The sequence below is a fragment of the Ligilactobacillus hohenheimensis genome (assembly GCF_947381805.1).
In the GTDB taxonomy this organism is placed as follows: Bacteria; Bacillota; Bacilli; order Lactobacillales; family Lactobacillaceae; genus Ligilactobacillus; species Ligilactobacillus hohenheimensis.
This window is the reverse complement of record NZ_CANCXC010000004.1, coordinates 145,782-161,185: the sequence shown is the minus strand read 5'-3', so window position 1 is coordinate 161,185 and position 15,404 is coordinate 145,782. Positions and strand designations below refer to the sequence as shown.

At 54.3% G+C, this 15,404-nt stretch carries 7 protein-coding genes; 4 read left to right on the top strand and 3 right to left on the bottom strand.

Annotated elements, in window-relative coordinates; genetic code table 11:
- The first annotated feature begins 295 nt into the window (after positions 1-295).
- Genes QOR60_RS06260 through QOR60_RS06245 form a run of 4 tightly spaced genes read left to right on the top strand, consistent with a single transcriptional unit; the run spans position 296 to position 5,339 of the window.
- Positions 296-928, top strand: coding sequence for a TetR/AcrR family transcriptional regulator (locus QOR60_RS06260; RefSeq protein ID WP_283582516.1), 633 nt, complete (start codon positions 296-298; stop codon positions 926-928).
- Positions 921-2,672 (top strand): ABC transporter ATP-binding protein, encoded by a 1,752-nt coding sequence (locus QOR60_RS06255; protein ID WP_283582515.1) that lies wholly within the window; start codon positions 921-923, stop codon positions 2,670-2,672. The genes QOR60_RS06260 and QOR60_RS06255 overlap by 8 nt, the downstream gene beginning before the upstream one ends.
- Positions 2,650-4,500 carry an ABC transporter ATP-binding protein gene (locus tag QOR60_RS06250; protein ID WP_283582514.1) on the top strand — a complete coding sequence of 617 codons (1,851 nt, stop codon included), beginning with the start codon at positions 2,650-2,652 and terminating at the stop codon, positions 4,498-4,500. The genes QOR60_RS06255 and QOR60_RS06250 overlap by 23 nt, the downstream gene beginning before the upstream one ends.
- A complete protein-coding gene (locus QOR60_RS06245; RefSeq protein WP_283582513.1) occupies positions 4,497-5,339 on the top strand; it encodes a hypothetical protein in 843 nt (280 codons plus the stop codon). The genes QOR60_RS06250 and QOR60_RS06245 overlap by 4 nt, the downstream gene beginning before the upstream one ends.
- 81 nt (positions 5,340-5,420) lie before the next feature.
- Here QOR60_RS06245 and rpoC read toward each other — a convergent pair whose 3' ends face one another.
- From rpoC to QOR60_RS06230, 3 genes are all read right to left on the bottom strand, one after another.
- On the bottom strand, positions 5,421-9,089 hold the full coding sequence (gene rpoC, locus QOR60_RS06240; RefSeq protein WP_283582512.1) for a DNA-directed RNA polymerase subunit beta': 3,669 nt from the start codon (positions 9,087-9,089) through the stop codon (positions 5,421-5,423).
- 31 nt (positions 9,090-9,120) lie between these two features.
- On the bottom strand, positions 9,121-12,753 hold the full coding sequence (rpoB, locus tag QOR60_RS06235; protein ID WP_283582511.1) for a DNA-directed RNA polymerase subunit beta: 3,633 nt from the start codon (positions 12,751-12,753) through the stop codon (positions 9,121-9,123).
- 242 nt (positions 12,754-12,995) lie between these two features.
- Positions 12,996-15,389, bottom strand: coding sequence for an ATP-dependent Clp protease ATP-binding subunit (locus tag QOR60_RS06230; protein ID WP_283582510.1), 2,394 nt, complete (start codon positions 15,387-15,389; stop codon positions 12,996-12,998).
- Between the last annotated feature and the right edge of the window lie 15 nt (positions 15,390-15,404).

Sequence of the window (15,404 nt, the reverse complement as noted above, 5' to 3'; positions counted from 1 at the left end):
CAAAAAGGGAGCCATTAAGCTCCCCCGTGCAGAACCATCCCAAACGATAGCGGAATGCCCGCTCCACAACGGTCATTCCCTTCCCCACAATCCGGTGGTATGGAAGCCTGCAAGTGCGTGTGGTCGGTGCGCCGCAGCGCTGACCACCTCGACTCATCGCATCAAATTCATCCTAGTCCATTTTAAGAAAAAACGCAACGATCATAATTGACATGCTCCTAAAGGAGGCGTTAGTATGACATTATGTCACATGACAAATTGTCATGGAGAATTACACGTTTTAAAGGAGGAACCCATGCCAACCCAAACATTCCTAAACCTTCCCCAGGAAAAACGGCACCGTTTAGTTGATGCGGCCATTCAAGAATTTTCCCGTGTCCCCGTTAGCGATGCAACCATCAGTCACATTATTAAACAAGCGGGAATCCCCCGGGGGAGTTTTTACCAGTACTTCGAAGACAAGTTTGATCTTCACCACTACATTATCAACCAATTTCGGACATCGTGGATCAACCAGTGGCACAAATTTCAAACTGAGAGTCAGGGAAACCCGTTTGCCGCTATTCGGCAACTTTTCCCCGTTATTCTCGATGATATTACATCACCCCAGTACTACCGCTTCTGGCAAAACACCTTTATTGCCTTTCGTGACCACCAAATGCAACCGCGGAAGAAAAAGAAGCGTCCGGCTAAAAAGCCCGTGCTTACCACCCAAAACGTGGCCCTTGACCGCCTGACGCTTACCGCTGACCAACTTCCCCTACTGCAACAGGAGTTGTTTGCCACCATTTTCTTCGGGATTCGTCTCTATATCATGGCGAGTTACCGCGGGGAAGAGGATCCTCGCCAGCAGGCGCTTGACCAGTTCGATACGCTAATTTCCTGGCTGGAAAACGGTGTTGTGAAACGGGGGGATTCAGATGATTAGACTCATTCGTAAGCGTCTTCCTAAAAAGGCCGTGCTTGGATCATTTGTTTTCATGTTGATTCAGGTCATTACCTTATTGTATTTGCCAACGTTAACGGCCAACATCGTTAACGACGGAATTGCGAAGGGCAATCTGCACGCCATTGTCCGCATTGGGATAATCATGCTGTTCTTCTCCCTAATCAGTATGGGGGCAGCGGCGGCCAACGCCTTCTTCTCCGCCCAGGGTTCCCAAAAGCTCGGGCAGCGCTTACGGAGCGCCGTTTTCCGGAAGGTCATCACCGCCTCCCACGCTGAACGGGAACACTTTGGTACGTCGTCCCTCATCACCCGGACAACCAACGACATCATGCAGATTCAAAACGTTGTCTTAATGTTTTTGCGGTTAATGATGATGGCACCGTTAATGTTAATCTGTGCCAGCGTCTTAGCCTACGCCAAGAGTCCAACCCTCACGCTGGTCTTCATCATTGTTCTCCCCGCCCTCGCTCTGTTGGTCGGCATCATTGTCTACTTTGCCGGTCCGCTCTTTGCGGCCATGCAAAAAAAGCTTGATGCCGTCAACCGGGTCTTCCGGGAAGGTTTGACGGGGGTGCGGGTTATCCGGGCATTCCGTCAGGACCAATTTGAACAGGACCGGTTTGATCGTGTCAACCGGGACTACACGCAAAACGCCGTGAAAGTATACAGCATTACCGCATTGATGCTCCCCATTGCAACCCTTATCATGAGTTCGACCAACGTGCTAATTACGTACTGGGGAAGCCACCTGATTGCGGTTCAGGCCACGGCAGTCGGAAACATGATGGCGTTTATCGCCTACGCTACCCAGATTTTGATTAGTTTCATGTGGCTTGCAATGGTGTTTGTGCTCGTTCCGCGGGCGCAGGCCTCCGCTAAGCGGTTAAACGCGGTTTTAGATACAACCAGCGCAATTACTGAGCCGCAGCATCCCACCCCAATTAACGCCCAACCAGCTGCCCTGGAATTTGACGCCGTGCAGTTCACCTATCCGGGCGGCGGGGCGCCGGCCCTTGACGCCGTGACCTTCTCGGCCCACGCTGGGGACACGGTAGCCGTAATCGGAAGCACTGGTTCAGGGAAAACCTCCCTGGTCAACCTTATTCCGCGCTTCTACGACCCGTCTACTGGGACGATCCGGGTAAACGGGGTTCCTGTCCAAGCGATTAGTCTCCACGAGCTCCGCAGTCAGGTTGCCCTGGTCCCCCAAAAAGCAACTCTTTTTAGTGGCACCATCAGAAGTAACATGCTGTGGGGAAAGAAGGACGCAACGGACGAAGAAATCTGGCACGCCCTCACCGTTGCGCAGGCCGCCGACTTTGTCCGCGCCCTCCCGGACCAACTCGATGCACCCGTTGACCAGGAAGGAGCCAACTTCTCTGGCGGCCAACGACAACGGTTGGCGATTGCCCGCGCCCTGGTAAAGGACGCCAGCATCTACGTTTTTGATGATTCGTTTTCCGCCCTCGATTTTCGGACCGATGCCCGCTTGCGGGCCGCCCTCAAGAATGATCCGCGCATGAAGGAGCGCGTGGTTGTCATTGTTGGGCAACGAATCGCCACCGTGGCGGATGCCGACCCGATCATTGTACTGGATCACGGAAAAATGGTCGGCCGGGGGACCCACCAACAACTCCTGGCAACCAATGCCGTTTACCAGGACATTGTTCACTCGCAGTTAAGAAAGGAGGAGGATCACCGTGCCGAAAAGAGTTCGCGGTAAGGTTCAAAAGCCCAAAAACTTCTGGAAAACAACGGGGCGGCTCCTGGTTTACATGAAAAACCGGTTGTTTGCCATCGCCGTCGTCCTCATCCTGGCGGTGGTTGGCCAGGTTTGTCAGATTCAAACACCGAAGATTCTTGGAAAAGCTACCACCACCATCTTTAAGGGCGTGATGCAGGGAACGGCCATGCAAAAGGCGGGCATTCCCATGAAACACTGGCCAATTGATTTTGCCCGGGTCGGCCATATCCTGCTAATTGTCCTTGGGCTATACGTAATCTCAGCGGTGCTGTCGTTCGGGCAACGCCTGATTATGAACGTACTTGCCCAGCGCTCTGTTTACCAGATGCGCAAACAAATGAAGCATAAGATGATGACCGTCCCGGTCCACTACTACGATGACCACAACAACGGGGACATCATTAGTACCGCCATTAACGACCTGGACAACATTTCGTCGACCCTCCAACAAACCCTTACCCAGCTGGTAACGGCCATTGTTCAGCTGGTGGGGACGTTCTGGTTAATGCTGACCATCAGTTGGAAACTGACCCTCCTGATTGTCCTGGCCATTCCGGTAAGTGCCGTTTTGGTAGGAGTCATCGCCCCGCAGTCGCAAAAGAACTTCACCGCCCAGCAAAATCACCTGGGATTACTAAACAACCAGGTTGAGGAAAACTACGCTGCCCAGGAAGTTGTCAAGGCGTTTGCCCGCGAAGAGGACGTGATTGCCCGCTTTGAACAGGAAAATGAGCAGGTTTACCAGGCATCATGGAAGGCCCAGCTTTTCTCAGGCATCATGCGGCCGCTAATGCGGTTTGTCAGCAACCTGAGTTACGTGGTCGTCGCGATTGTTGGGGGCATCGAGGTCACCCACGGCCAGATTTCACTGGGGAACGTTCAGGCAATGCTGCAGTACTCGACCAACTTCTCGCAACCGATTATGCAGCTGGCGAACTTAGCCAACACCATTCAGCTGACAATCGCGTCAGCCGAACGGGTCTTTGGTGTCCTCGACGAACCAGACATGCAGGAACCACCGACCACCCTCCCCGCAGAAAAGGACCCTGCTGGGATTATTGAATTTCAGCACGTGCGCTTCCACTACCCGCACGCTGCGAACCTGATGACCGATTACAACCTGACAGTTAAGCCGGGAGAAATGACGGCCATTGTAGGGCCAACCGGTGCCGGGAAAACCACCATTATTAACCTTCTTGAACGGTTCTACGACGTTACCGGCGGGGTTATCCGGTTAAACGGTCGCGACACCCGGACGCTCAGTCGGGAAGAGGTGCGCTCCCACTTCGCAATGGTGCTCCAGGATACATGGCTCTTCACCGGAACGATCTGGGAAAACCTCAAATACGGCCGGGAAGATGCCAGCGATGAAGAAATTTACGCTGCCGCGAAGGCCGCCCATGCTGATGAATTTATCCGCCAGCTCCCTGATGGCTACCAAACGGTCCTGACGGAGGGGTCAACCAACATCTCCCAGGGGCAGCGCCAACTACTGACGATTGCCCGCGCCTTTGTGGCCGATCCGGAAATCCTGATTCTGGACGAGGCCACCTCCAGTGTCGATACCCGGACCGAACTGCAGATTCAGCACGCCATGAACCGGCTCCTGAAGAACCGGACTAGTTTTGTGGTTGCGCACCGGCTATCAACAATTCAAAGTGCGGACCAGATTATCGTAATGAACCACGGACAGATCGTGGAAACCGGAACTCATAACACACTCTTAGCACAGAACGGGTTCTACGCCGATCTGTACAATTCCCAGTTTGAAGGCAACGTCACAATGGACGAAGGAGGGTTAGCATGAAGAAACGCCTAATCACCATCGCAACGGTTCTGGGCTTTGGTGGCCTGCTTGCCGGCTGCCAGTCCCAGATTACAACCACGGCCAAAACGTACCAGCAAACGGGCATTGTCGCCACCATTAAGGGCCACGCTGCTGGCAAGACTATCAGGTACCGGATTGGGAACGGCAAACCGCACACGGCTTCCGTCCACAACCATTCGTTTGTGGTTACGGTCGCGCCAACCCTGCACGAACAAACCGTGACCCTCCTTTCTTCCCACGCACCGCGCCACCAGGTTACGGTTAAGGCGGCCACGCCCCTAGGAAGTTACTCCCAGTTTGCCCAGCGGTATAACCAAATCATTACCATGGCACACCTGTCTCCCAAGCAGCAACGGCAACTGCAAGCGGCAACTGCGATAAAGAAAAACCCCCAGGCGGCACAAAGTAACCCACAACTTTTGCAGCAAGCCCAGCAGGCCCAGAATATCCTCGCCCAGGCCCGCCAAAAAACACGTGCTTATCAGCTTCCTGCGTACCGCCAGGGCGTCCATCCCCTGGTTAGGACGAAGGCGTACACCCTGCGGGGAAACATGCAGGATAATCAGCTAATGGGGGTTACCATGATTATTCCGCTTCACAGTCTCAAGGATAAGCAGGCTGCCCGGCAGTTCGGAACCGCCTTTATGGCCCTGAGTCAAGCATGTGGGGCAAACGGAAAACAGGTTTTGCGGGCGTTTAAGCGGGCCACTAACCACCAAAAAACACAACAAACAACCCTCAAGACGATTACCAACCACGGCGTCCACTACCAGGTCGCCTTCTCGCCGAACGGATTGTACGTCTACGTTACTAAGTAAGACGCCCCTCAGCGTAAGCAAAAAGGAACCCGGACTCCATTTTGGAATCCTGGTTCCTTTTTCTTATCCCCTTATTCCGTCTTATTTAACGGCGTCAGGGTGATTATCCTCATTCATCTTAAGCTGCTTTTCGACGTCGGAAATCGAGTATACGCTGTCCGTCGCAATGGCATCGGGCGTTTCCGGCTCGATGTTGCGGTACTTCGGCATTCCTGTTCCGGCTGGAATCAGCTTCCCGATAATGACGTTTTCCTTCAGTCCAACTAACGGATCGTTCTTGCCCCGAATAGCGGCATCCGTCAGAACCCGGGTTGTTTCCTGGAATGATGCGGCTGACAGGAAACTGTTGGTTTCCAGTGATGCCTTCGTAATTCCAAGAAGTACTGGCCGGGCCGTTGCTGGCGTCTTGCCGACGTAAAGGGCCTGCTCGTTGTTATCGGTGAAGTCGCCGATATCAAGCAGCGTCCCTGGGAGCATGTCGGTCTCACCTGGATCCATGACACGGACCTTGCGGAGCATCTTCCGGGCCATTACCTCGACGTGCTTGTCGGCAATGTCCACCCCTTGCATCCGGTAAACCTTCTGGATTTCAGCCAGAATGTACTTCTCGGTTGAAAGGGTGTCGCGCACCTGAATCAGTTCCTTCGGGTCGATTGAACCAACCGTCAACGGGTCACCCCGGTGAACCTCATCACCTTCAGCAACCTTTAGAACGGAAGTAAATGGCAGATCGTACGTCCGCGTATCCGTCTCACCCTTAACGGTAATCGTCTTCGTCCGTTCGGCCGGGTTCTCCTCGATTGCATCGATAACCCCCGTAACCTCAGTAATGATTGCGCGTCCTTTCGGGTTCCGGGCTTCAAAGATTTCTTCGACACGCGGTAACCCTTGGGTAATATCGTCACCGGCAACCCCACCTTGGTGGAAGTTCCGCATCGTCAGCTGCGTTCCTGGTTCACCAATTGACTGGGCAGCCACCGTTCCGACGGCTTCACCGACTTCAACGGCATCACCAGTAGCCATGTTCCGGCCGTAGCACTTCTTGCATACCCCGTGCCGGGTGTTGCAGGTAAATGCTGACCGGATCGTAACCCGCTTGACTCCAGCATCAACAACCCGCTGGGCGTCATCCTCGTCCATTAAGTGGTCGGCTGGAACAAGCACTTCGCCAGATTCTGGATCATGGATGGACTTCATCGTGTACCGGCCAAGAATCCGGTCGTACAGTGGTTCAACGATTTCGTCGTTATCGTCCCGGATGTCCGTGACAATTAACCCGCGGTCAGTGCCACAGTCTTCTTCCCGGACAATCACGTCCTGAGCCACGTCAACCAACCGCCGGGTCAGGTACCCAGAGTTGGCCGTCTTCAGGGCGGTATCCGTCATCCCTTTCCGGGCCCCGTGGGAGGAAATGAACATTTCCATCACGGATAACCCTTCCCGGAAGTTTGAGATAACCGGCAGTTCCATGGTCTTGCCGTTCGGGGCAGCCATCAAACCACGCATCCCGGACAGCTGCGTAAAGTTGGAGATGTTCCCCCGCGCCCCGGAATCCGACATCATCTGGATTGGGTTAGACGGGTCAATGTCTTCAACCAGCCGCTGCTGGATCTGGTCCTTCGCATCGTTCCAGATTGAAATTACCTGGTTGTAGCGTTCGTCATCCGTGATAAGTCCGCGCCGGAACTGCTTGGCCACCATTGCGACCTTTTTCCGGGCTTCCGCCACGATTTCTGGCTTTTCAGGGACTTCCGTTACGTCGATGAACCCAACGGTTAACCCGGACTTCGTTGATTCGAAGTACCCGAGATCCTTCATCCGGTCCAGTAACTCGGACGTTTCCGTCACCTTAAACTTCTTGTAGACAGCGGCAATGATGTCTGACAAGAAGCCGGACTTGAATGGCGGAACAATGTCCGTCTTGTTCATGTAGTCCATGATGTTCTGGCCTGGTTCAAGGAAGTACTTGTCCGGAACCTGCCCGTACAGGTTGTCATCCGTCGGCTCGTTCAGGTACGGGAAGTCGGTTGGCAGAATCTCGTTAAAGATTGCCTTTCCGGCCGTCGTCACCATAATCCGGTCCTTCTGCCAGTCGGTAAACGGCTTCCCCTGCTTTGCGAGTGAGGCGGTTTCCAACCCAATCCGTGTGTGCAGGTGGACGTAGTTGTTCTGGTAGGCTAACCGGACTTCGTTAACGTCCTTAAAGATCATGCCTTCGCCTTCACGGCCCTTTTCTTCGGTCGTGATGTAGTAGTTCCCGATCGTCATATCCTGGGATGGTGAAATGATTGGTTTCCCATCCTTCGGTGCCAGAATATGGTGGGCAGCAAGCATTAACAGCCGGGCTTCAGCCTGAGCTTCCGCTGACAGCGGCACGTGGATCGCCATTTGATCCCCGTCGAAGTCGGCGTTGTAGGCTTCACATACTAACGGGTGGAGCCGCATGGCCTTTCCGTCAACCAGCTTTGGTTCGAAGGCCTGAATCCCTAACCGGTGCAGCGTAGGTGCCCGGTTCAACAGAACAGGGTGTTCCTTGATAACGTCTTCGAGAACATCCCAAATGTCATCATCCTGCCGTTCAATCTTCCGCTTAGCGTTCTTAATGTTGGAAGCCATGTCACGCTTCTCTAATTCGTGCATCAAGAACGGCTTGAATAATTCAAGCGCCATTTCGTGCGGAATTCCCATCTGGTTTAACCGCAAGCTTGGGCCAACGTCAATAACAGAACGACCAGAGTAGTCAACCCGCTTCCCCAGCAGGTTCTGCCGGAACCGTCCCTGCTTCCCCTTCAGCATGTGGGAAAGGGACTTCAGTGGCCGGTTTCCTGGGCCGGTAACTGGCCGCCCACGCCGTCCGTTATCAATCAGGGCGTCAACGGCTTCCTGGAGCATCCGCTTTTCGTTTTGCACGATGATTCCCGGCGCATTTAAGTCCAGCAACTTCTTTAACCGGTTATTCCGGTTAATTACCCGCCGGTACAGGTCGTTAAGGTCGGACGTTGCAAACCGACCCCCTTCGAGCTGAACCATTGGTCGTAAATCAGGCGGGATAACCGGGATGGCATCCATTACCATCCACTCCGGCCGGTTCCCCGACTTCAGGAAGGCTTCAAGGATGTCTAACCGGCGGACTGCCCGGGTCCGTTTCTGCCCCGTTGCCTCCCGCAGTTCGTCCTTTAATTCCGCACATTCCTTTTCCAGGTCAACGTCGGCCAACAGTGTCCGGACTGCTTCGGCCCCCATGCTAGCCTGGAATTCGCTTCCGAACTCTTCGCGCTTTTCGCGGTATTCCTGCTCGGTTAACAGCTGCTTCTTTTCAAGCGGCGTTTCCCCTGGGTCCGTAACCACGTATGATGCGAAGTAGATGATTTCTTCCAATGCCCGCGGGCTCATGTCTAAGACGAGCCCCATCCGGCTTGGAATCCCCTTAAAGTACCAGATGTGGGTTACAGGTGCGGCCAACTCAATGTGGCCCATCCGCTCACGCCGCACCTTGGCGTTCGTGATTTCAACCCCACACCGGTTGCAGACGTCGCCCTTGTACCGGATGCCCTTGTACTTTCCGCAGGCACATTCCCAGTCCTTAGTTGGGCCGAAAATCCGCTCGTCAAACAGCCCGTCCTTTTCGGGCTTCAACGTCCGGTAGTTAATTGTTTCAGGCTTCTTGACTTCCCCGTAAGACCAACTCCGGATCTTATCGGAGGAAGCTAAGCCAATCTGCATGCTATCGAATTTATTAACATCGATCACTGAACCAACCTCCCTTTCGTTGTGTTATTCATTATTCTGCATCGTTATCCGTTGCTGCATCGTCGTCCTTGGAAGCGTCGTTTTCCTCAGCCTCCCGCTTCTTTGCAGCTTCTTCCTTTGCCTTCTTGGCAGCCTGCTCCCGGGCTACCCGGCTCAGTGCATCGACGTTAACGATGTTATCGTCCTCTTCGTCCATATCACGCAGTTCGATTTCCTTCTTGTCGGCGTCCAGAACCTGCATGTCTAACCCTAATGCTTGCAGTTCCTTAACAAGCACACGGAATGATTCTGGGACTCCTGGCTGCGGAATTGGTTCGCCCTTAACGATTGCTTCGTAAGCCTTAACCCGGCCCACAACATCATCTGACTTGTACGTCAGAATTTCTTGCAGGGTGTATGCAGCCCCGTAAGCTTCCAGGGCCCACACTTCCATTTCACCAAACCGCTGACCACCAAACTGGGCTTTCCCACCAAGTGGCTGCTGGGTAACCAGTGAGTATGGTCCGATTGACCGGGAGTGAATCTTATCTTCAACCATGTGGGCGAGTTTCATGTAGTACATGACCCCAACGGCAATCCGGTTATCAAACGCTTCTCCGGTCCGACCATCGTACAGGACAGACTTTCCGTCATCCGGTAACCCGGCTTCCCGCAGTGCATCCCACATGTCTTCGTCGGTCGCCCCGTCAAAGACCGGTGATGCGACGTGCACGCCAAGTTCCTTTGCGGCCATCCCAAGGTGCAGGTCCAATACCTGCCCGATGTTCATCCGGGATGGAACCCCCATTGGTGACAGCATAATGTCGATTGGGGTTCCGTCCGGCATAAACGGCATGTCTTCTTCAGGGATCACGATTGAAACCGTCCCCTTGTTTCCGTGCCGGCCGGCCATCTTATCACCAACCTGGAGCTTCCGCTTCTGGGCGATGTAAACCCGCACCATCATGTTGACCCCTGGTGAAAGTTCATCCCCGTTTTCACGGGTGAAGATCTTAACGTCCTGGACGATTCCGCCACCACCGTGTGGAACCCGCAGGGAGGTATCCCGGACTTCACGAACCTTTTCACCAAAGATGGCGTGCAGCAACCGCTCTTCCGCGGATAATTCCGTCATTCCCTTTGGCGTGACCTTTCCGACCAGAATATCACCGTCGTGGACTTCGGCCCCAATCCGGACAATTCCGAATTCGTCAAGGTCTTTTAAGGCGTCTTCCCCAACGTTTGGAATTTCACGCGTGATTTCTTCCGGCCCAAGCTTGGTATCCCGGGCTTCGCTTTCGTGTTCTTCGATGTGGATTGACGTGTAGACGTCTTCCTTAACCAACCGCTCGTTGATGGCGATGGCATCTTCGAAGTTGTAGCCGTCCCAAGTCATGAACGCAATCAGTGGGTTTTGTCCCAGCGCTAATTCACCCTGGTCCATTGCCGGCCCGTCTGCCAGTACTTCATCAGCCTCAACCTTGTCACCCACGCGAACAATTGGGGTCTGGTTGTAGTTCTTTCCCCCGTTTGACCGGCGGAACTTCATCAACTTGTACGTGTCAAGGGAACCGTCCTCCCGCCGAACGCGGATTTCCTTCGCGTCAACGTACTCAACCGTCCCGGCGTTCTTGCATAGCAAAGCAACCCCTGAGTCGTGGGCCGCCTTGTATTCAATCCCCGTTCCGACAAGCGGAGCGTGCGGATCAATCAACGGCACAGCCTGCCGCTGCATGTTAGCCCCCATCAGGGCCCGGTTGGAGTCATCGTTTTCAAGGAACGGGATACATGCCGTAGCGACGGCAACAACCTGCTTCGGGGACACGTCCATGTAGTCGACCTTGTCCACGGAGATTTCGATGTTGTCATCCTTGTGCCGGGCCATAACCACCTTATCCTTGAAGGATCCGTCATCGTTTAACGGTGAGTTAGCCTGCGCAACAACGTAGTTATCTTCCTCGTCAGCCGTCAGGTAATCAATCTTGTCCGTTACCTTGTGGGTATCCCATGAAACCCGGCGGTACGGCGTTTCAATGAACCCGTACTTGTTAACCCGGGCGTAGGTTGACAGACTGTTAATCAACCCGATGTTCGGTCCTTCAGGCGTTTCAATCGGGCACATCCGGCCGTAGTGCGTGTAGTGCACGTCCCGGACTTCGTAGCCGGCCCGGTCACGCGTCAATCCACCCGGTCCAAGGGCTGATAACCGCCGCTTATGCGTCAATTCGCCCAGCGGGTTCGTCTGGTCCATGAACTGGGATAACTGGGAACTACCGAAGAATTCCTTGATTGAGGCAACGACCGGCCGAATGTTAATTAACTGTTGCGGAGTGACCGTTGCGGTATCCTGGATGGACATCCGCTCACGCACAACCCGCTCCATCCGGGAAAGCCCAATCCGGAACTGGTTTTGCAGCAGTTCACCCACGGAACGAATCCGCCGGTTCCCTAAGTGGTCGATGTCGTCCGTTGTTCCAATGCCTTCCTGTAAGTTGAAGAAGTAGTTAATGGAAGCCACGATGTCGGCTGGCGTAATGTGCTTGTAGTTCAAGTCGACGTTGCCGTTCCCGATCATGTTGAGTTCCTGCTCCGGGTTTTGTTCGGAGTAAACCTTGATGATCTGCAGCTTCATTGGCTCCTGAACAACCCCATCTTCGGCCGGATGGAAGGTCACCATCTTAAAGTCATCCCGCTTCAGGTACGGGGCCAATTTGTCCATTACCCGCTTGTCCAGCAGGTCACCCTTCTTAACAAGGATTTCTCCCGTATCCGGGTCTGCCAGAGTTTCAGCAATCCGCTTGTTTAACAGCCGCCGCTTGAGGTCAAGCTTCATGTTCATCTTGTAGCGGCCAACAGCTGCCAGGTCGTACCGCTTCGGGTCAAAGAACCGGGCTGTCAGTAAACTCCGGGCTGAATCAGCCGTCTTTGGTTCACCTGGCCGCAACCGTTCGTAAATGTCTTTCAGTGATTCCTCTACCCGGGAATCTTCCGTATTCTTGTGGATATCCTTTTCCAGTGTCAGCATCAGGCTGTCAGTTTCCCCGAGCATCTCAATGATTTCACTGTCAGAACCGTATCCCAGGGCCCGAATCAGCTCGGTAATCGGGAGTTTCCGCGTCCGGTCAATCCGTACGTACCCGATATCCTTGGTGTCCGTTTCATATTCGAGCCAAGCACCCCGGTTCGGGATTACGGTTGTTCCGTAACTCGTCCGGCCATTCTTATCAACTTCAGAGTTGTAGTACACCCCCGGAGAACGGACCAGCTGGGAAACAATCACCCGTTCAGCCCCGTTGATAATAAACGTTCCCTGCTTGGTCATCAGCGGGAAGTCCCCGAAGAAAACGTCCTGGGACTTGATTTCACCGGTTTCCTTATTAATTAAACGTAAGGTCACGTGTAACGGTGCTGAGTAGTTGGCATCGTGCTGCCGTGCTTCCTCCACCGTATACTTTGGTTCTAATAACTGGTAATCAACAAATTCAAGCGACAGGTTGCCAGCGAAATCTTCAATTGGCATAATGTCTTCGAACATTTCGCGTAACCCTTCATCAAGGAACCAGTTGTACGAATTCGTCTGAATTTCAATCAGATTCGGGAGATCCAAAACCTCCTTGATCCGGGAGTAACTTCTCCGTACACGGTGCTTGCCGTATTTTACCAAGTGTCCTGCCAAGCTGTTCACCCCTCATTAAGATTCTGTGAATTCAGCAATGTTACATTTTTGTTACAAATTACTAAAATCACCCTTCGCACGGCTTTTTTAGCAAAAAAAAACCAAAAACAGTTTCAAACGGGCTGTCCCGCCATCACTATTTTTGCTTCTTCATAACCTAGTATGGACAATAGATCACACTAGATTGCTAAATTCACAGTTTTTTCAATCACATATTCTACCTTGAACCTACTAATAAGTCAACGGCCTTCTCACTTAGGCGTCACCGTAATCCGTCCTTGCCGGGCACCAACGGTTACCGTCATTCCCGCAGTCACCGTTCCCGCTAAAATTGCGGTACTTAACCGGTCCCCAACTAGCCGCTGCAAGGCCCGCCGCAGCGGCCGGGCACCATACTCCGGCTTGTAACCCGCAGCCACAACCGCATCAACGGCTGCCGGAGTAACCCGCAACTGGATTCCCCGGTGCTCAAGGCGCGCTGCCAACGGTTGCACCATCAGCCGGACAATCTGCCGTAGTTGTGGTTTGGTCAACGCACGGAAGACGAGCACGTCGTCAATCCGGTTAATGAATTCGGGCCGAAAATGCCGCTTCACCGCCGCATGCACTGCCGCCGCCATTGCATCATAATCGTCGGCGGCGTTCACCGCGCCAAACCCAACACTCTTCTCGTCCCGCAGCGTGGTTGCCCCGAGGTTGGACGTCATGATAATGATCGTATTCCGAAAATCAACCTTCCGGCCCTTCGAATCGGTCAAAAAGCCGTCATCCAACACCTGCAACAGGAGGTTGAACACGTCCGGGTGGGCCTTTTCCACCTCATCAAACAGCACCACCGAGTACGGGTGTTGCCGCACTTGCTCGGTCAGCTGACCGCCCTCGTCAAACCCCACATATCCGGGCGGAGATCCGACCAACCGACTGGCATTAAAGCGTTCCATGTATTCACTCATATCGATCCGGATCAGGTTGTCTACATCACCGAAAACGCTGGCTGCCAACGCCTTCGCCAGTTCCGTTTTCCCCACGCCGGTTGGTCCCAGGAACATAAACGAGCCAAGGGGCCGCTTGGAGGAACTAATCCCACTCCGGGCCCGGCGAATTGCCCGGGCAACCGCACTAACCGCTTCGTCCTGACCAATTACCTGCCGGTGAAGCTCCCGTTCAAGGTGTACGAGGTGCTGCTGTTCGCTCCGGGTAATCTGCGTAACCGGAACTCCCGTCCACGCGGCGACCACCGCCGCAACATCCTCTGCCGTGACGGTCCCCTGCGCCCGGCGCTGTTCCTTCCGGGGAGTGGTGTTTCTTAATTTAACCGCCCGGGAGAAATCCCCCTGTTCAAGGGCTTTCTGGAACTGCTGGGTGGTGTCATCCCGAACGGCGTCCCGGTTCTTTCGCTGGGCAACCCGCAGCTGAACGTGAGCGGCCGCCTCGTCCATCAAATCAATCGCCTTGTCCGGTAATTGCCGCGCAGGAAGGTAGCGCACGCTAAGGCGCACCGCCGCATCCAGGGCATCATCGCTAATCCTTACCCCGTGGTGCTGTTCGTACCGGGAACGCAATCCCCGTAAAATCATCCCGGTTTGCTGGGCGGTCGGTGCTGCTACCGGCACCCGGGCAAACCGGCGTTCAAGCGCCGGGTCCGCCGCCACGTACTTTTGAAACTCCGTCTGGGTAGTAGCCCCAATTACCTGAACCGTTCCCCGGGCCAGCGCAGGCTTCATGATGTTGGCCGCATCAATGGCTCCCTCTGCGCCCCCCGCACCAACGAGGGTATGGAGCTCGTCGACGAAAAGAATAACGTGTCCGTCCCGCCGAACTTCGGCCAGCACCGCTTTCAACCGGTCCTCAAATTCACCGCGGTACTTTGTTCCCGCAACAAGTGCACCCATCTCAAGGGCCATTAACCGCACTGAGCGCAAGGATGCCGGAACCTTCCCGGCAACAATCTGCTGGGCAAGGCCCTCAACAACTGCGGTCTTTCCAACGCCGGCATCTCCCAGAAGAACCGGATTGTTCTTTGTCCGCCGGCTCAAGACCTGAATCAACCGGTCAATTTCCGTCTCCCGGCCCAAAACGGGGTCTAGCTTCCCCGCCCGGGCCTGGGCCGTCATGTCGGTGGCAAGCTTATCCAGTGTCGGGGTGGCGGATTGCTGCGTCGCCTTATCCTCCCGCCGAAGTTCTTTTTGCAGTTTACGGTAATCCGCGCCCGTCATTCCGAGCTGTTTGAGAACCCGTTGCCGTAACTGCCGCACATTAACTCCCAGGTTCACCAGAACCTGAACGCCGAGCGTCTGTTCGTTTTGCAATAATGCTAACAAGAGCAGGCCAGTATCAACCTCTTCCCGGTCCAATAACCGCGCCATTGTTTGCGCCCGGTCCCTAATCGCCTGGACCCGAGGCGATTCTGCGTGCTGGGTGCGCCGCCAGTGTTGGCCGGGACGAATCATTCCGCCAAGCTGATCAATCACGTCAGCGGGGGTGATGATCTCCTGGCGTAAAACAAGCCCGGCGACCCCGTCTTCTTCGGTTAATAACCCCAATAACAGGTGGGGCGTTGATACGGTATCGTGGTGACACCGCCGGGTTTGATCCGCCGCCATTTTCAGGGCGTGCCGGGCACTCTCTGTATACTTAACTGCCATTCAATTACCACCTCA